Raw genomic sequence first — 26285 nt, 5'->3', positions numbered from 1 at the left:
CAACATGTCAAAACTTTTAATCTATGAGGCACCTCTTCAGGTGCTTCCTACCCTTGCGGTGAAGCTCGGCCTTAACGAGGCGATATTCACGCAGCAGCTCCACTACTGGCTACAGCACAGCAACAATGAGCGGGACGGTCATAAGTGGGTGTATAAAAAAATTGATCAGTGGCACAAAGAGTTTCCGTTTTGGTCTGCCAGTACGGTGAAAAGAGTCATCAAGAACCTTGAAAATAAAGGTGTGCTGATCACCGCAGATCACTATAACAAAATCAAGATTGATAAGACCAAATGGTACCGCATCGATTATCAAAAGTTGAATGATCTGACGAGAGACCAAAATGACCCCTCGACAGGTCAAAATGACCTCTCCACGGGTCAAATTGACACTCACAATAACCATAAGATTACTTCATTAGATTTTAATAATAATAATGAGCAGGCTGAGCCTGAAAAAGAAAACCCTGAAAACCAAAAACCAAAACATGAAGATCAAAACCCAATTCGGTTCTACGAACAAAACATTGGTCCGGCATCACCTTACTTAATGACCGATATTTTGAACTGGATTGATGACTTGTCCCCGCAACTGGTGATTGAAGCCATAAAGAAGGCACTTGAAGCAAACAAACGCTCATGGGGCTATATCAAAAGCATACTGCTTGAGTGGTCGGTTAGAAACGTTCGGACGATTGAAGATGTTCAGGCGCTGGATGTCGAGTTTAAAAACAGCCGCTCCAATAATGGTGCAAAGACACATCAAACAAAAAGGCCAGGAGAGGAGGACTTGAATCTCGATGACTAAACGAGAGGTATTACAAATCTTTGAATCAATCGCCAGTGTATATCCATCATTCAACTGGGATCAAATAAAACTTGATCAATGGCACCGGCTGCTGAAAGATCAGGACTTTAAACCAACTGAACGGGCACTTGATGAATACATGCTTGATAACCGATTCCCTCCAACCATCGCAGACATCAGGGTTAAACCTTCCGGAGCGACATTAAACGTGCCCGGGCTTAACGAAACAAAAGACTATATCAATCAAAAAATTGCTGAAGGTGCACAGGCTGCTACAGGTAATCATCCGGCCCGGCTTGAAGCGCTCATGAAAATTAGAGAGGAGCTCGGTATTCGTGGATAACCTACAACAGCCGTTTAACCAGGAAGCAGAATACGACATAATCAGTGCACTGATGCAGAAGCCTGAACTACTGGATGAAATGAGTATTAAGCCAGACCACTTTTATCAGCATAAGACCCGCACCATGTTCAAAGCATTGAATGTCATGAAAGAAGCCAATCAGCCAATTGAACTAACAACGATCGCTGAACAGCTCAGAAAAATGAATGAGCTTGAAAATGCAGGCAATATATCAGGTCTACTGAAGTTGATGAACTTTTCACCTACAACAGCCGTTGATAGTTTGAAATATAAAGAGAAACTCGTATTCGAAAAGTTTCAGTACCGGGAATTACTCAGCCTATCAGACAAGCTCAGACAGATCGCCACTGAGCAGCGAGACTTGTCAGAGGTCATGGCAATTACAGATAAGCTGAACAATATTGATTCTGTTGAAGATAACAAGCGCAGGACGATTGGAGAAGTGCTTGTCGAAGTATTTGACGACATTGAAAAGAGATCCAATCAGCTTGAAGAAGTAACAGGGATCAGAACTGGCTTTGCTGATGTCGATAGAATCTTAAACGGCCTGCACACGACTGAGCTTGCAATCATAGCCGCTCGTCCGAGTATGGGGAAAACAGCCCTGGCACTTAACTTCGCCACAGGGATTACAAACGCCAGTAACGCCATTCCGGTTGTATATTCTCTTGAAACTACAAACCGAAGCCTGGTTGAACGTCAGCTTGTAGCTACAGCAAGAATCGACGCTCAGAGATTGAGAGCGGGACATGTAGCAGATGAGGATTGGAGCAGGATCACTTATGCAATGGGCGAACTGGGCAAAAAAGATATGTATTATCACGACCTTTCACACTGCACCCCGGGATACATACGGGCGGATCTGAAGCAGCTAAAGAAATTACACCCAGATCGGAAATTGGTTGTTGTGATTGATCACCTGCAGCTGATGAAGTCAGATAAGCGCGAGCCAAATCGTAATGCAGAGGTTGGTTCGATCACAAGGGACCTAAAGATGATCGCTAAAGAACTGGATGTCTCAATCGTGCTGCTGTCTCAACTATCACGCGGCGTGGAATCAAGGCAGGATAAACGCCCGATGATGAGTGATCTGAGAGACTCTGGCGAAGTAGAGCAAAACGCAGATGTGATTGCATTTCTTTACCGTGATGATTACTACGATAAAGAGAGCGAGAATCAAAACATTGTTGAGTTCATTGTTGCGAAACAGCGTAACGGTCCAGTGGGTACTGTCAGCATGGCATTCATCAAGGAAATGAATAAATTCGTGAATCTTGAAAGAAGGTTGGATCATGCCAATTAGTGTGCTGTTTGAGGGAGCAATCAGAAAAAAGCATAAAGCCCTGGCGCTCTTAATTGACTTCGTGGTCAATGAAAAGCGGACTCTCCGTATGAAAGATCACGTTGGCAAGCTAAATAAGTACATGCTACCGAAGAATCAACCGAAGATGAACACCTTGCTGAATGAATATTTGAAGGATAAGCGAAATGATCCAGAATGGCCGCTCTACGAATTGTTTAAAAAGGATGGTGCTCAGGATGAGATCAAGCCAAGGTAAGCGGGGCAAGATGTTAGAAACTTATATCGATATGGCAAACATCAAATATCAGCAGTCAGGTAAAGCGGAGATCATCAAACAGTTCCCAGAAGTCACAGTGACGTTGAAAGAGCAACAGCGGATCATGAGCGGCTTTTATAAAGCGAAAGGTGCGCCTGACTATATCGGATTGATCGGGAAGCTGCCAGTTTGTTTTGACGCAAAGGAGACAGCGATTAAAACAAACTTCCCGCTCCATAACGTTCACGATCATCAGGTAGCATACTTTGACCGGTGGGAGAATCAAGGCGGTAAAGCCTTCCTGATAGTCTGCTTCACTTCAATGAATGAGACATATCTATTACCTCATGATGTGCTAAAAGAGCGCTGGCAGGCAGCAGTAGCCGGTGGAGCTAAAAGCATTCCGCTACAGATATTCAGGGATCATGCAATTTTAATAAAGCCAGGGAGCGGGTTAACGATTGATTGGCTTCCTGCAGCAATGGAGGAAAGAAAATAAATGCAGTGTGTTGATTGTAAGTGTGACATGACAAAAGTAAAAGACATCAAGAGAACTTACTATACAAGAAATGATTATAGGTGCAGCGACTGCCGCTCCAAAGGGTCAATGACGTATAACCGTAAAGGGGACCTGGTTGACTTTAAGTGGAAGGCAGCACCGAACCACCAAAGGGAGCGAGTAATGATATGAATGCAAATGACTCAATGAAGTTTTTAATTGATCGGATGGGCTTTAGATTTGAAGAGGCTCAGAAATTTATTGAGAAAGATACTGAAGGTGAAAATATCAAGCTTTTAATTTCAGGTTACAACAAAGGTCGTAATGATGAGAAAAAAAGAAGTGAGCAAGAGTGGGATTGGGCCAGCTACAAATGAATCGGATCTGACACAAGATGTGTCGTAATTAAAAGGAGTGAAATTGGATGGGGCAAATGAGCCAAGATGAAATTAATGTAGATTTATTTGAAGAGGTTCAGCGATTACAGAAAGAAGTAAATCATTACAAGGAATTAGCAAACCTAAATGTTGATGCGTATTACAAGTCTCAGAATAAATTAGAAATATATGAGAAAGCTGTTAAATTGGCTTTGATGACATTGGAAGATAACAATTTAATGAATGACTCTTATTGGAAAATACATTCAATCTTAGACAATGGTTAATGTCGTTATCCGAACATTAAACGTCGTAGAAGGGAGCCTGATACATGCAATTAGATCTATTCAGAGAAATCATTGTAGATAACTTTGCCGGCGGCGGTGGTGCAAGTACTGGTATTGAAATGGCCACTGGATTGAATGTAGATGTTGCAATCAATCATGACCCAGATGCCATTGCTATGCATAAAGCAAACCATCCGCACACTGAGCATTATTGTGAGTCTGTATGGGATGTTGATCCGCGTGAAGTAGTCAAGGGTAGGAAGGTCGGCTTGTGCTGGCTTTCCCCGGACTGTAAACACTTCAGCAAGGCGAAAGGCGGTAAGCCGGTTGATAAGACCATCAGAGGGCTTGCTTGGATCGGTGTCAGGTGGGCTGCTACGGTAAGGCCGCGAGTTATCATTCTTGAGAATGTAGAAGAGTTCCAGGACTGGGGACCACTGAAGGGTGATCAACCGGACCCGGATAAGAAAGGCAAAACGTTTCAGTCATTTGTCAAAGCATTTAAGCAACACGGATATGAAGTGGAGTTCAAAGTATTAAAGGCATGTGATTACGGAGCGCCTACTACCCGAAAGAGGCTGTTCTTAATCGCTCGATGTGACGGTCGGTCAATTACATGGCCGGAAGCTACTCACACTGATCCAAACGATATAAACGTGCAATTAGGATTGAAAAAGCCATATAGAACTGCTGCTGAAGTGATTGACTGGTCACTAGCTGCACCAAGTATCTATGAGCGGGACAAGCCTTTGAGTGATAATACAATGCTCAGGATTAAAAGAGGACTCAAGAAATTCGTTTTAGACACTGATCATCCATACATCTTTAAAGGTAAAGCGCACTTCCTGCAGCATTATTACACTCATCAGGGGAAAGAGACCAGGGCGAGTGATATCAGACAGCCAGTGCCGACTATACCAACAGCAAACAGATTCGGATTAGTCAGCGCATTTCTGACTAAATACTACGGTCAGGGGATCGGACAGAGTATTGTAAAGCCACTTCATACGATACCTACAAAAGACCGATTTGGCTTAATCACAGTTAAAGGTGAAAACTATCAGATCACTGACATAGGCATGAGAATGCTTCAGCCACACGAATTATTCAAGGCACAAGGATTCCCGATAGATTACATCATTGATAAAGACTATAAAGGCAAGAGGTACCCGAAATCAGCGCAGGTTGCCAGGGTAGGTAATTCAGTTCCTCCACCATTTGCAAACGCACTGGTCAGAGCGAACCTGCCAGAAATGTGTTCGATTGAAACACGATATGCAGTATCTAATTAGAAGGGAGCAGGCTCATGGATCAATGCGTTCTATGCGGCGACTTTGTTCCGCAGGGTGAAGATGTCTGCCCGATCTGTGCAAAAGTGCATCATGAAATAATCGATGAAAAGGAACCGATCATATGAAACTGAAAATAGGTGAGTACCTAATAACGACTGACCCGCTCAATTTTAAGCTTGAGCAACAGGTGCAGAAAACAGATGAATCAGGAGAGCCGCTCCAAGGTCAGTATATCACCCGATTTGTAGGTTACTATCCAAACTATGAGCGGGCTTGTACGGCGCTACTGGATCATCAAATAAAAGTAAGTGACGCTGAGAACCTTGCTGAGATGCTTGAGATCCTTCTTAATGCTAAAAGAGAGATCATAGCTGCAGTAAAAGAGAGGAGCTTCACACATGAAGAACCACAGACCGCTGAAGAAACTCGTATACTCGTTGACTGAATCGAAGTTAAAGAGCCTGATAGCAAAGCATGAAGATAGAGGATGGAAGGCTGCCAGTGACATTAAACCTCATGGCTATGGTGTAGGCTGTCTGATGATCTTTGATAACGGGAGGGCTACCAATTGAATATCACTCTTGAAGAAATTGTTGAACATATCGAAGAAAAGATTGTACACAACAAAGCAATGATCGAGATCAATGCCAGGAGCGGGACTGATTCTCATAAAGAAGAAATCATTGCTGAAGCATTGGAGGAACTGCTGCATGAGATACAAGAACAGTGACACAAAAGCTTTAAGTCCTAACTTTGATGATGTGAAGCTCACAGTTGCTCAGTACATTGATTTAAAAGAGCGAAAGTATCTTGATAGACAGATTGCAGACATAGGGAAAACAACTGTTTCCAGATTGAATGGGTGGAAAAAGCTTCATGATGTGGAGCGGCTGTTAGCAAAGAGAAAGAGAGCGCGCTTATTTCAATAACAAATATTATATTGAGTGGGTGGTCAAACTGTTTGAATGGTTAAAGGACTATCAAAAATTAGAGGATGAAATTGCTTTTCTGGAATTCAACCTTGAAAGATCGGAACTAGAATTGAAGCGTTGGGTAGAAGGTGATCTATCAAATGTAAAACTAGCTGCTGATTCGAATGGCGCAAGGTTGGAAGAAGTGATAGAACAAATTAAAAACGAGCTGGAATGTAAGCAGGAAGATATGAAAAGTTTACTGCAATTAATTGATAGTTTCCGGGGATTAGAACACCAAATACTTAAGCTCAAGTATGTGGACGGCATGACTTTGGAGACCATAGCTCATGATCTTGGATACAGCTCTAGTCATATATATAAAAAACATGCTGAAGTAATTAAAAGAATCAAATTTGTCAATGTATATACTGACAGTTTACTGACGGGAAAAAAATGATTAGGTATGTATTGCAGAAAAGAATTATAGTGAAATTATAGAAATCTGCAATAACAGCTATGACAAATCGTGGTTGGTAAGCCATAGCACATAATGAAAAAGAGCGCTCATTTATGGGTGCTCTTTTATTTTGTACAAAGGAGGCATAAACTTGAATAAAACAAAACTTGATTCCTTATTCAGTTATTTGGCTTTACTTACAAAACTAAAAGACAGCGGATATGATTGCGCAGAAGAAATCGCAGAGTGTATTGCAGAAATCAGAAAAGCATTCAGGTTTGAATAAAATATAATTTAATAGAGGAGCGATTCATTATGTTAGTAGAAACGAGAAAGACAGCAGCAGGTACAGAGTATTGGGATACGAAAGCGCAGAAGACTGTATTCGTAAAGCGTGGAGTAAAGCCTTCATTCGAAGTGACGAAGAATCCAAAGTCAATGCTGACACCTGAAGATCCACAGTTGTCTGTTGGTGGTATTGATTTGGCAACCGGCAAAGATACAACAATCATTAATGGTCAGCCAGTTGATGAAAAAACAGATATTGATTTAGATGTTATGGATGCTAAACAGCTGCTTGCCTTTGCTAAACAAAATGATATTGATGTTCCAGGCAATATGAAAAAAGCTGAGACTATCCGTAACCATATCGAGGAATCGCTGTCTACAGTTGAAGAATAATGAAATACTGTGACTTCAATGGCTGTCCGAATAAGGTAGCAAAGGGCAGGTACTGTGAAGAGCATCAGGGTACCAGGAAGCCCAAGAAGAAGAGTCTCTATGATACATCAAACAAGCAACTCTACAACTCCAAGGAATGGAAGGCTGTAAGACAGTTTGTTTATGAAAGAGAGAAAGGCTGCTGTCAACGCTGTGGCAAGTTTGTATTCGGTAAGCAAGCTCAGGTCCATCACAAGGTAAAGGTCAAGCAGGACCGGACGCTGCAGTTGGAACCTGATAACTTAAAGCTTTTATGTCCGAAGTGTCACAGCATTGAAGAGAATTACGGGGAAAAAGAAAATTATTTTAAAAATTATTTTTTTCAGAAGCCCCCCACCCAAAAATAAATTTTTTTATTTTTGCCCAAGACCGGTTGCCTGTCCTTTTTATTTCGTTAGACAAGATTTTCAAAAAAGAAAGGGGGGTGTGAATTGTCCACCAAAAAGCAGCGTCAGAAAATCGTAGCCGAAAAAACCGAAGCTGAGAAAAATAGGATTTTGAAATTGATGAGGGATGCTGATATTTACACCGTTACACTGGACCCGTTGATTGAGTCCTACCTTGATATTTTTGAAATCTATCAAACGATGTATGTGGACTGGCGGGACAAAGGGTTCCCGGCAACTCAGCGACACACCAATAAAGCCGGCGCAACGAATCACTCAAAGCATCCGTTAGCGCAGCAGGTTGAAGTGTGGTCTGATAAAAAAACGAAAGCACTGGATTTGCTTGGACTTACAAATAAGTCGAAGCAGAGCAAAATGATTACCGGTGGATCTTCAGTTCGCAAAGATGAAGAAGTGAAGAAACCTCCAGCCAGGGTAAGTGAGCTAGATGCTCATCGTCAAAAGTGGAGAAAAAAACAAAGTTAAAAATGGTGGTGGTGAGCCTATGTGATCGAACCGGGCGTAAACTATGCGGACCGATTTGCAAAGAAAGTGCGGCGGTCTCCTAAGAAATATCCCAAAACGATCCGGGACATGGTGGATCGGTATTACAGATGGAAGAAAAGAAAAGATATATGGTTCGATTTAGACCGAGCCAATGAAATGATGGACTGGGTAGAAACCTTCATTCGACATGTTAAAGGTAGACTTGCTGGCGAACCTCTTATATTAGAAGAATGGCAGCAATTTGCTTTCGCGAATATTTATGGATGGGTGAAAGAGAACGAGAGCGGTGATGTTGTCCGCGTTATCCGAGAGGTTTACATTCAGGTACCGAAGAAAAACGGTAAAACATTGATTGCAGTTGGTGCACTTGGTTACGCAATGTATGGTGAAGGTGTAGCCGGAGCGGATTGTTATTGCTGTGCCAGTGATTTCAACCAGGCACAATATGCAGCAAAGCCGTTTGCAGCCACTGTATTGAATCATGATGCGCTGCTTGAAAGCTCTCACGTCTATAAAGGGCCTAAAGGTTCTATTTCATCAATCACATATGATTATCTTCGTGAAGAAATCGCCTTTCAGAACCAATTTATTGTTATGTCTCGTAACATTGACAGCATTGAAGGGTCAAACCCTCACTTTGTTCTGAATGATGAATTGCACGCCCAGGAGAATATGGAGCAATATGATAACTTCAAGTCTGCTCAAATCTCACGGGATGAGCCTTTGATGTTCAATATCTCAACTGCTGGTAAAGGGTCCTCTTCAGTTGGTATGCGAGTGTACCGTGAAGCTAAAGAAGTCTTGAAAAATGATGACAATGATTCAAGTTTTGTCATGATTTATGAACCGGATAAAGGATATGAATGGACAGATCGTAAAGTGTGGGCGATGGTTAACCCGAACATCGGCGTGTCAGTTACTATGAGTGCACTTGAAACTGAATACATTACAGCTGCACGTTCTGCCCACAAGAAAGCTGAGTTTTTATCGAAGCATCTTAACGTATTCGTGAATGGAGCTGAAAACTATTTCGAGCAGGATCAGGTTGAACATGTTCTTGTCGATGATCTTGGCGAGTTGCAAGGTGAGACATGTTATATCGGACTGGATTTATCAAAGACCACTGACTTAACCTGTGTGAGCTTAAACTTCCCAACGTTTGATGATAACGGTAAGGCATTATTAAAAGTAAAGCAGATGTACTTTATACCTGACGCTGATCTTGATTATCGAGAAAAAGAGGACAACGTACCTTATCGTGATCTTGTTGAGCGTGGGTATGTTCAGCTTTGTGATGGTAAGATGATTGACCAGGACCAGGTGCTTGAGTACATCAAAGAGTGCATGGATGAATATGACGTGCAGCAGTTGAACTATGACCCGGCCATGTCTCAGAAACTGATTGAAAAATGTGAGAATCTTGGTTTGGAATGTGTTGCTGTGAACCAGTACCCGAACGTTATGAACGCTATGATTGATGATTCGGAGCGCCTTATTTATGAGCAGCGTATTCAGACAGATAATCCACTATTCATTTACTGTGCATTAAATCTTGTAGTTGTTACTAACATAAACGGAATGAAAGGGCCATCGAAACGTCAATCAAAGAAAAAGATTGATGGGTTCGTGGCTTTTTTAGTTGCTCATAAAGAAACAATGATGCAGATGGATGATGTAGATCAGGATGGCATGGATGATTTAATTAGTGAGATTTATAGATGAGGTGGTTATATGAGTAAAGCACCCAAAGAAAGCTATTACTGTATAAATTGTGATTGGGAAATTAAAGACACCCACAAGTATTTAGATGGAATAAAGTGCCCTCAATGTAATGGTCCAATAATGCCAGGGGTGAAAAAGTAATTTAGGTTATTTAAGAGGTGGAAGGCGGTGAGAAATTGGGGTTAAGAGATCGGTTTTCTAATTACGTATACAGCAAACTTGAAAAGCGTGGATGGTTTGATGAAATATTCTCAAATACCATCCGTTACGGCGGACGTTATGCAAGTGATGAAAACATTCTTGAATCAAGTGACGTATATGAACTGCTGCAGGATATTAGTAATCAAATGATGTTAGCGGAGATCATGATCACCGATACTGAAGGTAATGAGTTAAAGCATGACAAGGCACTGAAAACTTTGAAACGTCCTAATAATTATTTAACTGGATCAGAATATATCAAGCTCATGACAAATTCATATTTACTTCATGGCGAAGTATTTCCAGTCCTTGACGGTGACAAGCTCCATATTGCTAATAACGTCTATACAGAAATAGACGAGCGGCTGATTGAACATTTTACAATCAATGGTCAGAAAGTGCCGGGGTATATGATCAGGCACATTAAAAATATTGGTACTGATCATCTAAAAGGTGTCGGGTTATTGGAGCTCGGCAAAAACACGTTAGAAGGCGTTATGAGCGCCGAAAAGGTATTGACGGACAAATACTCTAAAGGTGGGTTACTCGCTTTCATGCTTAAACTGGACGCGCATATTAACCCACAGAACGGCGCTCAGTCGAAATTAATTAAAGCAATTCTTGATCAGCTTGAAGCGATTGATGAATCACGCTCAGTCAAAATGATTCCATTAGGCAAAGGTTACTCAATTGAACCAATGAAAAGCATGATCGATGATGACAAAACACTTTCATACTTGAATGTATATAAAAAGGATTTAGGAAAATTTCTTGGCATTAATGTAGACACATATACTGCCTTGACTAAATCAGATTTAGAAAAGGCTATGATGTACCTTCACAATAAAGCTGTACGTCCAATCATGAAGAATTTTGAAGACCACCTGAGTCTTCTTTTTTTTGGTCGTGATTCAGAAAAGCGAGTGAAATTCAAGATTAATATACTTGACTTCGTAACGTATAGCACGAAAACAAATATCGGATATAACATCGTTCGGACAGGTATCACATCACCGGATAATGTGGCTGAAATGCTCGGATTCCCGAAACAGAACACGCCAGAAACGCAGGCTGTATATATCTCAAATGATCTGTCTAAGATCGGCGAGAAAAATGCTACTGATAATAGCTTGAAGGGGGGTGATGAACAAAATGAGAAAACGGGAAATGAGGACATTTAACATCACCAAGCTTCAGGCCCGGGATGCTACCGATCAGCAACCTCCTAAAGTAACTGGATACGCTGCAGTGTTTAATTCAAAAACAAGTATCGGGGACTACTTTGAAGAAGTCATTGAGCCAGGCGCATTTTCGAGAACTCTTTCAGAGAATCAGGATATTAGAGCATTATTCAACCATAACTGGGATCATGTGCTCGGCCGGACGAAATCAGGCACCCTGCGACTGGAAGAAGACGAACGTGGTTTGAGGTTCGAGATTGAATTGCCAAATACATCACTAGGTCGTGATCTCGCTGAGAGCATGCAGCGCGGGGACATCAATCAGTGTTCTTTTGGTTTTTACATCGAGGAAGGAAAAGAGATGTGGGACTATACTGCAGATCCAGCCCTGCGGACCATTCTCGAAGTAGAGCTTTATGAAATTTCAATTGTAAGTATACCGGCATATGAGGAAACTGAAGCTTCTCTTGTAAGAAGTAAGCAATTGGACAGTGAAGTGGAGCAACGAATCAATATTATTAAGAAAATTAACCACGCACTGTCAATTAAATAAAAAATAAATCATGCCTTGGAGGGTATCAAATGAAAAGAAAAACATTACTTGCACTGCAAAAGAGAACTAAAGCTAGACTTACGGATCTACGCGGACAGGTTGAACAAGGTGAAGTTCGTGCAGAGGGTCTTGAAGCAGTTAATCAAGAGATTCAAGAGCTCGCCACTGAGCTGCAGGAAATTGCTAATACACTAGCAAACATGGATGCAAACGGAGAAGAAGATTCTGCAGATGAAGAAGATCGTGGTGATGGTTCTGAGGATGATGAGAAGCGTGATGGCGAAGATGGTTCGGCGGACGGAGATGCTGATTCAGGAGAAGAGGGCGGAGAGGAAAGACAAGGTGAACAACGCTCAGGCATTTCTGACGAGCAACGTTCAAATGTGATGACAGCAATCGGCAGCGCACTTTCAACCCGTGGGAAGAAAACTTCAAAAACAAAAGAAAAAGAAATTCGTTCTGCATTTGCTAACTTTGTGGTCGGCAATATTTCAGAAGCTGAAGCACGATCACTGGGTGTAGAAGCTGGTAATGGGTCAGTAACAATTCCAGAAGTAATTGCTAATGAGATCATCACCTATGCGCAGGAAGAAAACCTACTGCGTAAATATGGTTCACGTCATAGAACTACTGGTAATGTGAAGTACCCTGTACTTGTACAAAAAGCTGAAGCGAACGTTAATAAAACAGAACGTACAGCTGAGATGCCTGAAACGGACATTGAGTTTGATGAAATCCTACTTGATCCAGCTGAGTTTGATGCACTGGCAACAGTCAGTAAAAAGCTCATCAAAATGTCAGGTGTTAATGTTGAGGATATCGTGGTTGAAGAATTGAAAAAAGCGTATGTTCGTAAGGAAACGAACTATATGTTCAATGGGGATGACGTAGGAAACGAAAACCCAGGGGCTCTTGCTAAAAAATCCGTTCCATATTATGAGTCTGAAGCAGTTGACATCACTGCAGTGGGATACTCACAAAAACTTTATCAGCAATTAGTGAAAATGAAAGGACAGCCAGTTACTGCGGTCCTTAAAAAGTCTATGTGGATTGTAAACCGTGCAGCTTTGACTGTGCTTGAAGGCATGACAGATACAACAGGCCGCCCTCTATTGCATCAGTCTACCGATGGTGTAGGATACAAGCTACTTGGCCATAAACTAGATTTTGCTGATGAAGTGAGCGGTGCTAATAATGAAACGCCTGTGTTCTATTTCGGTGATTTCAAAGCATTCCACATTCAGGATGTAATCGGTGCGATGGAACTGCAGAAGCTTGTTGAGAAGTTTGCCGGCACGAACAAAATCGGTTTCCAAATTTACAACCTACTTGATGGTCAACTGGTTTACTCTCCATTTGAGCCGGCTGTTTACCGTTACGAAGTAGGCGAGGTAGATCCTAACGCCGGAGTATAAGGGTGATGTCAAATGACGACTGCAGAATATGTCGTGAAATTAAAGTCTCATTTGAACTGGGATGAGGGCATGGATGATTCTATGCTCTCTATTTATGTTCAGCAGGGAGAGAAGTATGTTCAGAATGCTGTTGGTCGGGAGGTAGAATACCTGGTCATCATGTGCGCCGGGATCTATTATGAGTACCGGGTAGCGGAAAAAGAAATGCAGGAAGCACTGGATGCTATGACCCCGTTCTTTGTTCAGGAGGTGTTCTCAGATGCCGAAACGAACGAATAATAAAACCAAATTTCTCATTGATATTTACGACAATGTTAAAACGCTGAATGAGCTGAATGAAACGACTTACGAATACCAAAAGTTGAAGACGATCTCAGCTGAACTTGTTCCTCAAACAGGCAGCCTACAGCGTCAACAAGCGGACACGATCATGACGAATGTGACTCATAAAATTATTGTCCGGTATGGGGCAGGTAAAGAGATCACAAAAAACATGCAGATTCATTTCCGTGGTCACCGTTTTGAAATCAAATATATCCTCAACCCTTTCTTTAAAAATGAGACACTTGAAATCTTTTGTCAGGAGTTGATTGACTGATGGAACTCGAAGGCCTTTCTGAATTTCAAAGAGACCTCCTTGACGTAGCACAGAAAAAACTCCCGAAAGAGTCATTTAAAATCATGAGGAAGATTGGGAGTAAAGCCCGGACGCAAGTCGCCAGGGTAGCGCGCAGCGAAGTGAAAAAGAAAACAGGTAATTATCATAAAGGCTTTAAGCGTGGGAAAGCTTTTAAGGACGAAGATGGTCAAATCGTTGTACGTGTAATTAACTCACAGCCACATGCGCACTTGATTGAACACGGTCATAGGATTGTGGATGAAGATGGAGATGAGCATGGATTTGTCCCGGGCAAAAAAGTAATGGAAAAAGGGATTCAGAAGTTTGATAGTTCAGGTCAATTTGACAAGATGCTTGAGGCTTGGCTTGATGACATGCTGGACAGTGGCAAGCTATGATCACATACAAAGATATTGCTGCAGCAGTTGGAAGAAAACTCGCTTCATTCGAAGTTGAAATCAATAGCAGAGATGTTAAAGAAGGTTTTCCGAGACCTTCTTTTTTTGTGCAATTACTCCCCTCCACTCGGTCAGGTGATGTGGACAATGTGCATAAAATGTTGACGGTTCAAATTTATTACTTTCCTTCAGATCGTTACACATATTCTATAGAGGTTCTTGATGTACAGGAGAATCTTGAATATGCGTTTGACTTGAAACTAAAGGTAAAGGACAGGCACCTCGACATTATTGATGCTGATGCGGTGTTAACTGATGGCGTTCTCAATTTTTCTTTCTCTCTTGAATTTTATGACGGAAGAGAATATGAGGGGCTTGAAAATGAAATTATCGAGCGGGTGACGGAACAGGTGCAGCATGATAGACCACCAGTTGAAAAAATGGAAGAACTTGAATTTAAGAAATAAAGGAGCGATCTTATGGGACTACCTGAGATTAATATTACGTTTACAGGAAAAGCTCAAACGCTAGTCCAACGCAGTCAGCTTGGAATTGTTTCGTTGATTTTGAAAGATGACACCGGAACATTTGAAAGTATTGAATATAAAGACCCTACTGCTGTTGAAACAGCTGATTGGACACCTGAGAATGCCGATTATATTGCGAATGCTTTTAAAGGTGATCCAAGTAAGGTCATCGTAGAGCGTCTTGATACAACAGCAGTTGATTATACTGCAGCACTCACACGTTTAAAAAATAAGCGCTTTAACTATCTGGCCGTTCCAGCAATTGAAACAGCAGATGTGACAGTTATAGCTGAATGGATTAAGACAAACAGGGCTGATAACCGCAAAACGTTTAAAGCTGTGCTGCCTAACGCAGGGGAAGATCATGAAGCAATCATTAACTTTACAACTAACGATATCAAGGTTGGAGAAAAGGTTTATGACACAGCAGAATTCACAGCAAGAATTGCCGGTATTCTGGCGGGTCTACCATTCACACGTTCAGCAACATACTTTGTATTGGATGAAGTGGAGAGCATTACAGAAATTGAAGATCCTAATGCTGCAGTTGATGCAGGCGAGCTTATCCTTATTAACGATGGTGAAAAAATTAAGATTGGTCGTGGTGTTAACAGCCTCGTGACAATCACGCCAAATGGTACTAAGAATGATGAGTTTAAGAGCATCCGTGTGATTGAAGCGATGGATATGATTCATGATGATATTTACTCTACTTTTGATGATGAGTATGTAGGTAAAGTGAATAACATTTATGATAATCAAGTCATCTTTATCAATTCTGTAAATCGTTATTTCACGAGATTACAGACTGATGAAATCCTTGACCCTAACGCCACTAATCAGGCTCGTATTGATGTAGCAGCGCAACGAGCAGCATGGGAAGAAGCTGGCTTCGATACAACTGACTGGGATGAGCAAAGGGTAAAAGAAACGTCCTTTAGAAAGAACGTATTCTTAGCAGGAAATATTAAAATCGTAGATACAATGGAAGACCTTGACTTTTCAATTGCGATCTAAAGGAGGATAAGCATGAACAAAATTCCAAGTAAACGCGTCATCAATGGCACTTATGGTGCCGTATGGGTGAATGGCGAAAAATGGCTTGACGTGGAAACCTTTGAAGGCAAGGTTGTCATTAATTATGAGGATGTAAACATGCCTGGTGATGGAGCTACTCATAAAAAGATGACTGGATGGGCCGGGGAAGGTACTATGACCGTGAAAAAAGTATATAGTCGTGGATCTGCATTGCTGGCTGACTTTGTTAAAAGAGGTCAGATTCCAGACATTAATATTGTTGGCAAAATTGCTGATCCGGATGCATTTGGGGCTGAACGTGTAGCGATCAATGAAGTCACATTTAATGAATTTATGCTGATGAAATTTGAGCAGAAAACACTGGGTACTGAAGAAATGCCGTTCAACTTTGCTGACTATGATCCGATCGATCTAATTTCAGCATAAAATACTTAAATTATGAAGGAGAATCTCAATGCCGAAAAAACTTTCTATCACAGATATTTTAAGAGAGAAGGATAAGTACCAGCTTAAAAAAGATACAAAGGTTGAGCTTCTTTTGCCAAGGCTTGATGCAACAATCACCATCCAAAAGCCGGAACGTTCACTTTGTGTTGAAGCTATTGCGATGACACGAGATCCGAATCAAGCTGATAAAGCAGATCCATATCTCGTCTATAACCTTGTGGTAGAGCCGAACCTTAAAGATAAAGAACTACAGACTGCTTTTGGCTGTGCAGAACCAATAGACATTGTAGAAAAAATCTTTGAACCTGGTGAGATTCCTTTTATCGCACAAACAGGTCTTGAAATGGCCGGTTATGGTGATGCGATACAAAGGGTAGATGATTTAAAAAACTAATAAATAGTGATGATGAATTGTATTTTCTTCATCACTATCTCCAAAAGGGGTTTTCATTAGATGAATTAATGAATTTACCGGAGGATACGAAAATGTTTATGGAAGCAAGTATGTCATTATATTCTGATGAAGAGAGAGCTAAATGGTCAGTTTCCACATAGGCTCTCTTTTTTTGTAAGGAGGCTCAGACATGGCCGGGAAACGTGTTATATCTGCAGTGCTTACCCTCAAAGATAGAAACTTTGCCTCAGGAGTTAAAAAAGCAACTGGCGGTACGCAAGATTTTCAAAGAAAAGTGCAACACACTAAAAATGAAGTGAAAGAGTTCGGGAGCACTGCTGTTTCGAGGTTTAGCAGTGTTGCAAAAGGTGCAGCTGGTATGGCAGCAGGCATGGCTACTTTAGGAGCAGCAGGGGCTGCGGCACTTGGCGGATTGGCAATGAAAGCTGTGGAAGCTACATCAGAGATAACGAAGTTTAGCCAAGTGGCAGGTATGAGCACAGACGGTTTCCAACAATGGGACCATGTCATGAAGTCTTATGGTTACTCTGTTGAACAAGCTTCCGGAGATTTAGCGGCTTTGGCCGAAAAAGCAATGGATGCTTCAAATGGTGTTGGTGAAGGGGCGGAGCTGTTTGGAAAGCTTGGTGTTGCTGTTACTGACTCATCAGGTGCATTAAAAACGCAGGAACAGCTCTTTAATGAAACAATCACTGCCCTGCAGGGAATGGAAAATCAAACAGAGCGTAATGCTATTGCAACTGCTTTGCTTTCTACTACTGGTGAAGAATTGGCACCGGTCCTTAATATGACAAGTAAAGAACTTGATAACTTGAAGGGGAAAGCAAATGTGATCAGTGAAGAGGATCTCGCTAAATCTGAAAAGTTTAGGATGTCGCTGAACAATGTAAAGGCACAAGCTAAGGGATTTGCTACTGAGTTAGGAGTAGGGGCAATTCCATACCTTCAGAGGTTTGTAACCTTTGCTTCTGATAACATGCCAGCCATTCAGGAGAAAGTTTCATCAGCTATGTCAATCGCAAGTGGCGCGTTGTCTTGGGTAGGCGAGCAAGGGACCATTGCTTTTAACAATATCAAAAGTGCAATTGATCAGAATCAACCGACAATTGATGCTTTTAAGAACGCTGCATCTGAAACAGGTGAATTTTTAACATCAGGTCTTGAAAAAGCACAACCGTATTTAATTTGGATGCGCGATGAGGGCCTACCATTAGTTGTAGATGCGATGGCAAGTGTAGCTGATGGAGCAATGGGCATCTATGAGACCGTAACAAATAATTGGTCTACTATTGGACCGTTAGTTTACGGTATTGTTGGAGCGATGGCGGCATATAAAGTCGGTGTACTTGGAGTAGCGGCAGCAAAAGGAGTATGGAAAGGTGTCACCACAGGGTTAACAATTGCCCAGGCACTTCTAAACGGAACACTTGCATTATCGCCACTCGGTTGGATTGCGATTGCGATCGGTGCTGTTATCGCTGTAGGTATTCTGCTTTGGCAGAACTGGGACACAATACGTGAAAAGGGTTCGCAGTTATGGACTTCATTAACAGGATCATTCTCAGGTATTCAAGATGGGTTTTCAGTCATGTGGAGTGGGATGAAGGCTGCTGCACGAGTGGGAGTAAATTATATTATTGATAAGCTCAATGCAATGATCACCGGATTCAATAACTTTGCGAGTATTAAAATTCCTGACTGGGTACCAGGTATCGGTGGTAAAGGATTTGAAATGAACGTACCAACGATCCCGAAGTTTGCTCAGGGGACAAGTTACTTCCGGGGTGGCTTGGCTCAAATTAATGAACGTGGCGGTGAAATTGTTGACCTGCCAAACGGATCAAGAGTCTACCCTCATGATCGCTCTGTTCAAATGGCACGTTCAGAGGGTGGAAGTGTGACTGTTGAGAATATAAATATCTATGGAGCAAACATGACTTCATCTGAAATCATAAATGAATTAGTTCGTGAACTTCAAAAACGTTTGAATAACTCGTAGGAGGTGCAATAGGTGGACATCTTTTTAAGTATTAATAATAGAGAACAGGTGATCCGGCTGCCTATTGTGCCGGAAGAGTTTGAAATAAAACTCCCTTATAACAATGAAACGTTTAATCGATTAGATCAGAAGGCACTGAGGTTAATCGGACTTGAAGGGTTAAAAACTATCACACTGCAGTCATTTTTTCCAAACCGGTATTACTCTTTTGCTCGCGATCAGACATATAGAGGCTTTGAATATATAGAGATCATTGAAGCGTGGATGGCTCGCAGGGTCCCTATCAGACTGATCATTACAGATACCCCCATTAATATGGCTGCGTCGATCGATGAAATTACTTATACGCCGAGGGATGGTTCAACTGACGTTTATTACACCCTTTCATTAAGTCAGTTTAACTTTGTACATGAAAGGCAGGATGGTCATGGCGCTTAAATTATGGAGAGCAAGAGGAAATGAACTGTTGGACATCACGCCAATCACTGATCAGATCTCTTGGCGTTCAAACAAAGATGAATTGGGTGTAGAGCTGAACTTTGGAAATGCGTTCGGCGATGCCATTCACAATCCGAAAAAGCACGTTAATCTGGGTGATATGATCATATTAAAAGATGGGGAGCGTGAGGTAACAAGATGTATCGTAATAGACGAAGATTTAACTGGCAGGCAGCCTATTCCCTTTACAGCGTTTGACCTTGCATATTACTTAAATGAATCAAAACGGATTTATCAGTTCAATGGTATTGCTGCTGACCAGGCGATTAAACGGATCTGTAGCGATTACAATATTCCGATCTACTCTATCATTAAAATTCCAACTAAGATCGATAAGATTTATATGAATGAAACGCTCTCTGACATAATCAAAGATGTTCTCCTGCAGGCTGAAGCTGATCAGGGTGTTAACTATCAATTTGAAATGTATGAAGGTAAATTTCATGTTTACAGATCACGAGATATTGTGATTGTTCCTACCTATTATGAGCGGGGGATATATGCCAGCAATGGAACAGATGTAATGACCGCACCATCACGTAAAAGAACGATTAAAGGAATGAAGAACAGTATACAAGTCACTTCTGACGGCCAGCTGCTTGCATCAGTAAGTAATGATTCATTGATACAAGCTTACGGACTACTTTCAGAGATTGTGGATGTGCAAGAAGAGGACCGGCCACGCGCGAGGAACATTGCACGAAACACTTTGAGAGAGTTGGGAAAAGTTTTTGAAGATAACTCACTTGAGATGTTGGGAGATAGTCGGGTCCTTGCAGGTAGGATGATTGAAATCAATGAGCCAATCACAGGTATGAAGGGTCTGTATATGATTGAGTCGGTTCAGCATACAGCACAGAATGGCATTCATATGATGAGCCTTGATTTAAGTATGAAAGGGGTGCAGTAATGGACCCAATTACTGAATTGGCTAAAATGTTCAAAGAGCGGGACAACAAATCCTATTTAGGAGCACAAACCGGCATAATCACCAGGCTGTATCCCCTTGAAGTAAGATTGAATGAGAATATCTTGCTTAACAGCAGTCATTTAAAGCAGTCGAGGACATTTTCTAATGGTTTAAAGGAGATCGGTTATAAAGTGATCCTGATACCTTCTGGCGATATGCAGCAGTTTTATATCATAGACGTGGAGGTGTGACATGCTTCCGAAAATCACAGAGCTGGTATTCAATGAAACGATTACCCAAACTGAGCAACCTGTTGTTCCGGGAAAATCATTTCTTTTTGATTTTGAGACAGGAGAATTTGTATTTAGCAATGGAAAGATGATAGAGATCACTGGCAAGGAAGCACTTAAACAGTGGATTCACAAAACTATATTGACGGCCCGACAAAGATTTGTTGTCTATATGGATAATCCCGATCATGGTATTAGAGCTGAAGATTTGATCGGAACAAACTATCCTGCAGACTTTATAAACAAATCAATGGAGAACGAATTAAAAGGTGCGCTATTGGTGAATCAAGAGATTAACTCTTTAACCAATTTCAGTGCTGTTAAAAGTGAAGGTAAATTATCTGTATCATTCACTGTAAATTCAATTTACGACACGTTTCCGGAGGAGGTGACGATTAGTGGATAGACAAGAGATTCACGACAATATGCTGAGTGAGATCAGTGATCAGTATGACAAGCGTGTAGGTACCTTTACGTTCGATATGACAAAGCCCGTTTCAATAGAGCTTGAAAAAGCATATCAGGAGAATGAAGCTGTCTCTGAAAAACTGGATATTGAAAACTTGTCCGGTGAAGAGCTTGCTGCACGAATTAAAGAGCGCACAGGAGTTGAAAGACGAACTGCTACTTTTGCGATCGGTATAGTCGAAGCCACTGGCAACGGAACGATCAATGAAGGCGATCTCTTTGAAACGGATGCTGGCATTCAGTTTGAAGCGACTGAGACAGTTACAGTAGCCGGCACAGCTGATGTTCCAGTCAGAGCACTTGTAGCTGGTGAGAATGGAGTCGTGCCTGCGGATCAGATCACATCTATGCCGGTAACACTCGATAATATCAACAGCGTCACAAATCCGGAACCAACGTATGATGGTTTTGAAGCAGAGTCAGATGCTGATATCCTGCAACGTTATTATGACCGGATCAGAACACCTGCTACTTCCGGAAACAGGTACCATTACATGAACTGGGCCAAAGAAGTGCAGGGTGTGGGTGATGCAAGGGTGTTTCCCTTGTGGAATGGGGATAACACGGTGAAGGTAGTCATTATTGATAGCAACCGGGTACCTGCAAGTGTTGCGATTGTAGAAGATGTCCAAGAATACATTGATCCAGGCATTACTGGTTTAGGTGATGGTGCTGCCCCGATTGGAGCCTTTGCCACAGTCGTCAGCGCTACCGGTGTTGATATTGACCTATCCTTCACACTGACAACAAACGAAGGCTTTACAGAGCAGCAGGCACTGGATGAGATCACAGACAACGTGACAGCTCATTTGCGTGATATTGCTTTTCAACAGGACTTTGTTTCTTATGCTCAGATTGGGTCCATCATTATCAACTCAAACGCAGTGGCTGACTACACAGGGCTTACAGTGAACAGCGGCACAGTAAATATTGATGTTGCTGAAGATGAAGTCGCAGTGATGGGAGTGATTAGTCTTGTCTGACATGATTAAAACACTCCCTCTTTTCATGCGTAAAAGCCAGTATATCAATGAGGTGTTTGACGCTGAAGGAAATCAAATTGCAGCACTAAAAGCTGACCTTGATGATATCAGGTTACAGATGGACGTTGATACGGCGACATGGGGACTGGACATCTTTGAAAGAGAGTTGCAGATCCCGACGAATCACCAGAAGCCATATGAAGAACGACGCGGTGTGATTAAGTCGAAGATGCGCGGCTCAGGTAAGGTGGATGCGGTGCTGCTTAAAGTAGTCGCTGATTCATACACGAATGGTGATGTGGTCGTTGATTTTAACGGCACGATTGTTATTACCTTTACATCTCAGATCGGCAGACCGCCAAACCTTGATGCACTGAAGGAAGCGATTGAGAACACGAAGCCTGCTCATTTGCCCGTTACCTATGAATTCAGGTTCCTGACGATTGGTGAGGTTAGCTCTATGACAATCGGTGAAGTGAATGAGCTGCTGCTTGAAAATATGGGAGGAGGGGTCAACTGATGGTAAAAGAATATTCACCTGAATTGGATTTATATTTGCCGAATCCAGTTACTGAAGGAACTGACAACTTTAACCTGGATACGATCTTAAATGATAACTGGCAGAAGATTGATGCGTTTGCCCAGGCTCAAAAAACAATGAATGAAGATGTTGCTGAAGATATTACTCAGATTGGAAATAGCATTGGAAATCTTGCTACATTGACCACTGATGATAAGACAAATTTAGTCTTGGCCATGAATGAGGTACTGCAGAAGCTTACGACGCATTCGGCGGAAGGGACGACTGGTGCACATGTGATCGGAAATATCACTGGATTACAAAGTGCGCTTAACGGAAAAGAATCTACACTGAACCCAGATCAGAAGCGTAAGATCACGTTTGGCACAACAGAACCGACGGGCGGAAGCGACGGAGACGTCTACTTCCAGTATGAGTAGGTGTTTGCATGGCTAAAAAAACGTGGATTAATATATCCGGTACATGGACTGAAGTTAAGAATGTATGGCAGAACGTGGGAGGTGTATGGAAAGAAAAGGTGTTGCCGAAGGGTAATATCTCAGGTGTATGGAAAGAGTTCATGCAGTATCTTGTCCAAATCTATAAAGAAGGTATCGAATACATTCCCATGGTTCAAGCGCGACTAGGAGGTACAGGTTCTTTTGTAGAAAAAAGAGCTTCAGATATACGTATAAGAAGCGGGGGTCAATTTAATAATGAGAACACTTCGGTAGCAACTGACATACCTATTGATCTTACAAACCTATCAACACTCTATGTAGATTGGGCTGCGTCAGGACCAGGAGACTTTTCGGTTGCTATATCACCAGTTAAAAACAGTTACTTTCAAAGTTATACTGCCCGTATCAGGAACGGCTCTAATTTTTCAAGGAGAGTTCAGAGCTTAGATATTAGTAGCTTGAGTGGAGAATACTACATCATTGTACACTGTGTTTCAGGTAATCTAAATTTTGCGGACGTTTATCTATATGAGTTACGGATAGAATAGGAGGGTTTAAGTTGGTTTATTTAGAGTATGAAATCAATACAAAACAAGTAGTTGAAATCCACGAATCAGAACCTACTCTGTTAACTGGTTACGACTACGCTATCAGTGAGCAGTATGCACTTGGGGATGAATTTGAGAAAACAATCTGGATTAATAGTGTGGATGAAAATAAAAATCTTATATCAGATTCAGCGATCCGTAACAATCCACAAGCCAGACGATTACTTGAAGAAAACGAGCAGTTAAAAGCTAAGATACAAATGCAAGACGCAACAATGGAAGAACTAATGTTTATCATCATACCTGAACTAAATGGAGGAGGAATTTAATGATGGCAATGTATATCGCAACAAAAATTATGGACGGTAGTCAGCAGTATTCATACGTATTCAGCATCAGTCTTTACAAACGTTACCAGGCGGACGTAGACGCAATTTTAATCGGAGAAGGCAAGCAGGATCTAATCGTCACTGCTGAATGATCGGAATCTTATGCGTCGTAGAGAGCACCTGAATAAGGTGTATTTTTTCGTAGAAAATAAAGGAATAGCCTCATCACTTGTTGAATTATGGTATTAGTAAAAAACTCATAAAAAATTTAGAAATGATAATTATTAAAAGGAAAGGAGCTTTTATGTTAACTAATGAAGAAACAGCGACCTGGATTTATAAAATGCATAAGTATATTTTCGAAGAGCAGTCTATTTTGACTATAGTTTTAAAAGGACATTTGATAATGGAAAATCATCTTGAAAACTTACTAGATACAATTTTGGTAGATCCTTCAGTTTTAAACTATGAAAAAATGTACTTAATGCAAAAGATCAATTTACTTGCTGCTATGGGAGTCTTTACAAAGAAAGATATAAAAGCATATCAAAGGTTCAATAAGATTAGAAATAATTTTGCTCATGACATAGATTATGAAATAACTTCTTCAGATCTAGATGCGATCATAAACTCATTTACCCCTAAACTGGTGCTAATTAGAGAAGAAATGACCTCTTATGGTAGTGAATCAGTCAGTAAATTACAGAGTATTATTTTTTCGCTAATAGTGCTTTTGATTCTTCAGAACTCAGAGGATAAGGAAAGTGGGAAAAAGCCTCATCATTTAATAGAGGTTTCTGACATTGAAAGGTTAATCCAATATGGAAAAGATGCACAGCGATAATCTTAGAACTATGGATAAAAAAAGAGGTCTGGGATGAAAGCATTTAAACTGATCAAGGGTATAACAGATGACACGATCTTTGTTAAAAATTTTGATTTAAGTTTCGGTGTTCTCACAGGTTCTTACACCAAAACTGGTGAAGAAGTTATATTCAATTTACACGGAGAAGAAATAGAAAGATTCATAAATGGTATTACAAGTATGGCGAATAAATAAAGCACGGGAGCATCTCACTTGAGGTGCTCTTTTTATATTTCTTATTAGGGGGTCCATTTCATCACGAGAGGAAGAGGACAACATGACGAATAGCCAAATTAAGAGGAGGCCAATCATGCAGCATAGTACAGATACAGCATATTCATTCTTTTGGGGAGGGGGCTTTTCAGTCGTCTCTTATTTAATTGGAGGGTGGGATAACTTAATTGTTGCCCTATCCATTTTTATGATCGTGGACTACATCACGGGAATCATGATCGGCATCAATGACCGAAAACTTAACAGTAAAATCGCATTTAAGGGCATCATGAAAAAGGCAACTATGTTCCTGGCGATTATCGTTGCTGTTCAGTTGGATGCTATCACCGGTGATGGTGAAGGGTATTTCATCCGATACACATTAATCATGTTCTTAATCGGTATGGAGGGGATCTCTATTGTTGAAAATATGGGGCACCTCGGCATTAAGCTGCCAGCGATCATCAGTGAGCGGTTCTCTCAGCTTCGTGAAGATCGACCACAAGATCAGAACAGAAAGGACGATGCTTCTTGATCACCTTAGAACACGGTTCAAAAATCGGTAACGCAACAGTGATCGTGGATATAATTCAGAAAGGCAATCCTGAAGTACGTCCCGGAAATAAAATGGTTCCAAAATATACGACTGATCACGACACTGGAAACCCGGGCCGCAATGCAAATGCTGAAATGCACAACCGGCTCATTCATAACCTTTCAAGTTATCATCCGAAGGACACCAGTCATGTATCGTGGCACTTATCAGTAGACGAGCATTTCATCATTCAGCACATTCCGTTTGATGAGAATGCCTGGCATTGTGGAGATGGTACAGGTCCAGGGAACATGAGCTCCATTGGAGTAGAGAAATGTATGCACGCAGGGTGCGATCGTGAAGCGATTGAGTATAATGCAATTGCCCTTCATGCATATCTTATGCACGCTTTCAAACTGCCGATTGATCATGTACGCCCTCACCAAGCGTGGAGCGGCAAATACTGCCCTCAGTTGATTCTAAATAAGTATGGATCATTTAAACCGTTCAGAGACAAAATCGAAGCTGCTTATAAATCAGGAGTCAAGACGGCAGCAGCTGATAAACTTAAAATTGTGAAAGAGGTGGATTTAGTGAAAGGTATTGGGACAGCGCAAGTAAAAGTAGATGGATTGAGCCTTAGAGATCAACCGAATGTTAAAGGTAAACTGATTCGAAAATTGGATAAAGGATCTGCATTCACAGTGTATGCTGAAAAAGATGGTTGGCTTGCCCTGGGAGGCGGTGCGTGGGCTTCTAACGTAGATGGCAAGTATATGGACTATGAAAAGCACTCTAATTATGAGATGGAGCTTGCAGCGGCTGTGAAGTGGGCACAGGAGGAAAAGGTCAGTGATGGCACAAAGTTAGGTGAACCAATTACAAGAGCACAAGCAATTCTGATGCACTACAGAGCAAGTCAAAAGTAATAAAATGTGATTTTAAAGAGACTCTGTTTGTATAGGGTCGCTTTTTTATTTGTT

The 26285-nt window shown here is 41.4% G+C and carries 42 protein-coding genes; all 42 read left to right on the top strand.

The window, feature by feature from the left end; genetic code table 11:
* Positions 1-4 precede the first annotated feature (4 nt).
* The 42 genes from JOD21_RS01745 (at position 5) to JOD21_RS01545 (ending at position 26231) form a co-directional block, all read left to right on the top strand.
* Positions 5-805 (top strand): DnaD domain-containing protein, encoded by an 801-nt coding sequence (locus JOD21_RS01745; RefSeq protein WP_204727921.1) that lies wholly within the window; start codon positions 5-7, stop codon positions 803-805.
* Positions 798-1148, top strand: coding sequence for a replicative helicase loader/inhibitor (locus JOD21_RS01740; RefSeq protein ID WP_204727920.1), 351 nt, complete (start codon positions 798-800; stop codon positions 1146-1148). The genes JOD21_RS01745 and JOD21_RS01740 overlap by 8 nt, the downstream gene beginning before the upstream one ends.
* Entirely contained in the window at positions 1141-2472 is a 1332-nt protein-coding gene (dnaB, locus tag JOD21_RS01735) for a replicative DNA helicase (RefSeq protein WP_204727919.1), read from the top strand. Before JOD21_RS01740 ends, dnaB begins: the two co-directional genes overlap by 8 nt.
* Positions 2462-2728 (top strand): hypothetical protein, encoded by a 267-nt coding sequence (locus JOD21_RS01730; protein ID WP_204727918.1) that lies wholly within the window; start codon positions 2462-2464, stop codon positions 2726-2728. Before dnaB ends, JOD21_RS01730 begins: the two co-directional genes overlap by 11 nt.
* 10 nt (positions 2729-2738) lie before the next feature.
* Positions 2739-3227 (top strand): Holliday junction resolvase RecU, encoded by a 489-nt coding sequence (locus tag JOD21_RS01725; protein WP_204727917.1) that lies wholly within the window; start codon positions 2739-2741, stop codon positions 3225-3227.
* 188 nt (positions 3228-3415) lie between these two features.
* Positions 3416-3604 (top strand): hypothetical protein, encoded by a 189-nt coding sequence (locus tag JOD21_RS01720; protein ID WP_204727916.1) that lies wholly within the window; start codon positions 3416-3418, stop codon positions 3602-3604.
* A 47-nt stretch (positions 3605-3651) separates the two neighbouring features.
* Positions 3652-3891: a hypothetical protein gene (locus JOD21_RS01715; protein WP_204727915.1), complete on the top strand. Its 240-nt coding sequence runs from the start codon at positions 3652-3654 to the stop codon at positions 3889-3891.
* A 44-nt stretch (positions 3892-3935) separates the two neighbouring features.
* Positions 3936-5183: a DNA cytosine methyltransferase gene (locus tag JOD21_RS01710; protein WP_204727914.1), complete on the top strand. Its 1248-nt coding sequence runs from the start codon at positions 3936-3938 to the stop codon at positions 5181-5183.
* Positions 5184-5304: 121 nt separating this feature from the next.
* Positions 5305-5628, top strand: coding sequence for a hypothetical protein (locus JOD21_RS01705; RefSeq protein ID WP_204727913.1), 324 nt, complete (start codon positions 5305-5307; stop codon positions 5626-5628).
* Between the two features lie 123 nt (positions 5629-5751).
* Positions 5752-5913: a hypothetical protein gene (locus JOD21_RS01700; protein ID WP_204727912.1), complete on the top strand. Its 162-nt coding sequence runs from the start codon at positions 5752-5754 to the stop codon at positions 5911-5913.
* On the top strand, positions 5894-6112 hold the full coding sequence (locus JOD21_RS01695; RefSeq protein ID WP_204727911.1) for a hypothetical protein: 219 nt from the start codon (positions 5894-5896) through the stop codon (positions 6110-6112). The genes JOD21_RS01700 and JOD21_RS01695 overlap by 20 nt, the downstream gene beginning before the upstream one ends.
* A 28-nt stretch (positions 6113-6140) precedes the next feature.
* On the top strand, positions 6141-6554 hold the full coding sequence (locus JOD21_RS01690; protein ID WP_204727983.1) for a sigma-70 family RNA polymerase sigma factor: 414 nt from the start codon (positions 6141-6143) through the stop codon (positions 6552-6554).
* A 151-nt stretch (positions 6555-6705) separates the two neighbouring features.
* Complete coding sequence (locus tag JOD21_RS19410; RefSeq protein WP_275579552.1) at positions 6706-6840, top strand: hypothetical protein; 135 nt, start codon at positions 6706-6708, stop codon at positions 6838-6840.
* Positions 6841-6869: 29 nt separating this feature from the next.
* The gene (locus tag JOD21_RS01685; protein ID WP_204727910.1) at positions 6870-7235 is read left to right on the top strand and encodes a hypothetical protein; all 366 of its coding nucleotides are present in this window, start codon (positions 6870-6872) and stop codon (positions 7233-7235) included.
* Positions 7235-7621: an HNH endonuclease gene (locus JOD21_RS01680; protein WP_204727909.1), complete on the top strand. Its 387-nt coding sequence runs from the start codon at positions 7235-7237 to the stop codon at positions 7619-7621. Before JOD21_RS01685 ends, JOD21_RS01680 begins: the two co-directional genes overlap by 1 nt.
* 84 nt (positions 7622-7705) lie before the next feature.
* On the top strand, positions 7706-8146 hold the full coding sequence (locus JOD21_RS01675) for a P27 family phage terminase small subunit (protein ID WP_204727908.1): 441 nt from the start codon (positions 7706-7708) through the stop codon (positions 8144-8146).
* A gap of 21 nt (positions 8147-8167) precedes the next feature.
* Entirely contained in the window at positions 8168-9889 is a 1722-nt protein-coding gene (locus JOD21_RS01670) for a terminase TerL endonuclease subunit (RefSeq protein WP_204727907.1), read from the top strand.
* 176 nt (positions 9890-10065) lie between these two features.
* Positions 10066-11271, top strand: coding sequence for a phage portal protein (locus JOD21_RS01665; protein ID WP_204727906.1), 1206 nt, complete (start codon positions 10066-10068; stop codon positions 11269-11271).
* A complete protein-coding gene (locus JOD21_RS01660; protein ID WP_338032847.1) occupies positions 11234-11824 on the top strand; it encodes an HK97 family phage prohead protease in 591 nt (196 codons plus the stop codon). The genes JOD21_RS01665 and JOD21_RS01660 overlap by 38 nt, the downstream gene beginning before the upstream one ends.
* Positions 11825-11853: 29 nt before the next feature.
* On the top strand, positions 11854-13239 hold the full coding sequence (locus tag JOD21_RS01655; protein WP_204727905.1) for a phage major capsid protein: 1386 nt from the start codon (positions 11854-11856) through the stop codon (positions 13237-13239).
* 12 nt (positions 13240-13251) lie between these two features.
* On the top strand, positions 13252-13518 hold the full coding sequence (locus tag JOD21_RS01650) for a head-tail connector protein (RefSeq protein ID WP_204727904.1): 267 nt from the start codon (positions 13252-13254) through the stop codon (positions 13516-13518).
* Positions 13499-13837 (top strand): phage head closure protein, encoded by a 339-nt coding sequence (locus JOD21_RS01645; RefSeq protein ID WP_204727903.1) that lies wholly within the window; start codon positions 13499-13501, stop codon positions 13835-13837. The genes JOD21_RS01650 and JOD21_RS01645 overlap by 20 nt, the downstream gene beginning before the upstream one ends.
* A complete protein-coding gene (locus JOD21_RS01640) occupies positions 13837-14256 on the top strand; it encodes an HK97 gp10 family phage protein (protein ID WP_204727902.1) in 420 nt (139 codons plus the stop codon). Before JOD21_RS01645 ends, JOD21_RS01640 begins: the two co-directional genes overlap by 1 nt.
* Positions 14253-14723, top strand: coding sequence for a phage tail terminator family protein (locus JOD21_RS01635; RefSeq protein ID WP_204727901.1), 471 nt, complete (start codon positions 14253-14255; stop codon positions 14721-14723). Before JOD21_RS01640 ends, JOD21_RS01635 begins: the two co-directional genes overlap by 4 nt.
* A 12-nt stretch (positions 14724-14735) precedes the next feature.
* On the top strand, positions 14736-15800 hold the full coding sequence (locus tag JOD21_RS01630; protein ID WP_204727900.1) for a phage tail sheath C-terminal domain-containing protein: 1065 nt from the start codon (positions 14736-14738) through the stop codon (positions 15798-15800).
* Positions 15801-15812: 12 nt separating this feature from the next.
* On the top strand, positions 15813-16247 hold the full coding sequence (locus tag JOD21_RS01625; protein WP_204727899.1) for a phage tail tube protein: 435 nt from the start codon (positions 15813-15815) through the stop codon (positions 16245-16247).
* Positions 16248-16275: 28 nt separating this feature from the next.
* Entirely contained in the window at positions 16276-16662 is a 387-nt protein-coding gene (locus JOD21_RS01620; protein ID WP_204727898.1) for a phage tail assembly chaperone, read from the top strand.
* A 190-nt stretch (positions 16663-16852) separates the two neighbouring features.
* Complete coding sequence (locus JOD21_RS01615) at positions 16853-18682, top strand: hypothetical protein (RefSeq protein WP_204727897.1); 1830 nt, start codon at positions 16853-16855, stop codon at positions 18680-18682.
* Between the two features lie 12 nt (positions 18683-18694).
* Positions 18695-19120, top strand: coding sequence for a hypothetical protein (locus JOD21_RS01610; RefSeq protein ID WP_204727896.1), 426 nt, complete (start codon positions 18695-18697; stop codon positions 19118-19120).
* Positions 19110-20090 carry an XkdQ/YqbQ family protein gene (locus tag JOD21_RS01605; RefSeq protein ID WP_204727895.1) on the top strand — a complete coding sequence of 327 codons (981 nt, stop codon included), beginning with the start codon at positions 19110-19112 and terminating at the stop codon, positions 20088-20090. Before JOD21_RS01610 ends, JOD21_RS01605 begins: the two co-directional genes overlap by 11 nt.
* Positions 20090-20341: a hypothetical protein gene (locus JOD21_RS01600; protein ID WP_204727894.1), complete on the top strand. Its 252-nt coding sequence runs from the start codon at positions 20090-20092 to the stop codon at positions 20339-20341. Before JOD21_RS01605 ends, JOD21_RS01600 begins: the two co-directional genes overlap by 1 nt.
* Position 20342: 1 nt before the next feature.
* Positions 20343-20786: a DUF2634 domain-containing protein gene (locus JOD21_RS01595; RefSeq protein ID WP_204727893.1), complete on the top strand. Its 444-nt coding sequence runs from the start codon at positions 20343-20345 to the stop codon at positions 20784-20786.
* Positions 20779-21831, top strand: coding sequence for a baseplate J/gp47 family protein (locus tag JOD21_RS01590; protein ID WP_204727892.1), 1053 nt, complete (start codon positions 20779-20781; stop codon positions 21829-21831). The genes JOD21_RS01595 and JOD21_RS01590 overlap by 8 nt, the downstream gene beginning before the upstream one ends.
* 1 nt (position 21832) lies before the next feature.
* A complete protein-coding gene (locus tag JOD21_RS01585; RefSeq protein WP_204727980.1) occupies positions 21833-22351 on the top strand; it encodes a putative phage tail protein in 519 nt (172 codons plus the stop codon).
* Positions 22351-22791 carry a hypothetical protein gene (locus tag JOD21_RS01580; protein ID WP_204727891.1) on the top strand — a complete coding sequence of 147 codons (441 nt, stop codon included), beginning with the start codon at positions 22351-22353 and terminating at the stop codon, positions 22789-22791. The genes JOD21_RS01585 and JOD21_RS01580 overlap by 1 nt, the downstream gene beginning before the upstream one ends.
* Positions 22792-22799: 8 nt before the next feature.
* Positions 22800-23360: a hypothetical protein gene (locus JOD21_RS01575; RefSeq protein ID WP_204727890.1), complete on the top strand. Its 561-nt coding sequence runs from the start codon at positions 22800-22802 to the stop codon at positions 23358-23360.
* Between the two features lie 11 nt (positions 23361-23371).
* Positions 23372-23689, top strand: a complete 318-nt coding sequence (locus tag JOD21_RS01570) for a hypothetical protein (RefSeq protein ID WP_204727889.1) — start codon at positions 23372-23374, stop codon at positions 23687-23689.
* Positions 23689-23841, top strand: a complete 153-nt coding sequence (locus tag JOD21_RS01565) for a hypothetical protein (RefSeq protein WP_204727888.1) — start codon at positions 23689-23691, stop codon at positions 23839-23841. The genes JOD21_RS01570 and JOD21_RS01565 overlap by 1 nt, the downstream gene beginning before the upstream one ends.
* A 152-nt stretch (positions 23842-23993) precedes the next feature.
* A complete protein-coding gene (locus tag JOD21_RS01560) occupies positions 23994-24533 on the top strand; it encodes a hypothetical protein (protein WP_204727887.1) in 540 nt (179 codons plus the stop codon).
* Positions 24534-24566: 33 nt separating this feature from the next.
* The gene (locus JOD21_RS01555) at positions 24567-24749 is read left to right on the top strand and encodes a hypothetical protein (RefSeq protein ID WP_204727886.1); all 183 of its coding nucleotides are present in this window, start codon (positions 24567-24569) and stop codon (positions 24747-24749) included.
* A 115-nt stretch (positions 24750-24864) separates the two neighbouring features.
* Positions 24865-25302 (top strand): phage holin family protein, encoded by a 438-nt coding sequence (locus JOD21_RS01550; RefSeq protein ID WP_204727885.1) that lies wholly within the window; start codon positions 24865-24867, stop codon positions 25300-25302.
* Complete coding sequence (locus JOD21_RS01545; RefSeq protein WP_204727884.1) at positions 25299-26231, top strand: N-acetylmuramoyl-L-alanine amidase; 933 nt, start codon at positions 25299-25301, stop codon at positions 26229-26231. The genes JOD21_RS01550 and JOD21_RS01545 overlap by 4 nt, the downstream gene beginning before the upstream one ends.
* The last annotated feature ends 54 nt before the right edge of the window (positions 26232-26285 follow it).

Origin of the sequence: Jeotgalibacillus terrae, assembly GCF_016908195.1 — a bacterium.
Lineage (GTDB): Bacteria > Bacillota > Bacilli > Bacillales > Jeotgalibacillaceae > Jeotgalibacillus > Jeotgalibacillus terrae.
The sequence above is the reverse complement of the archived record's forward strand: the minus strand, read 5'-3'. Positions and strand labels throughout refer to the sequence as shown.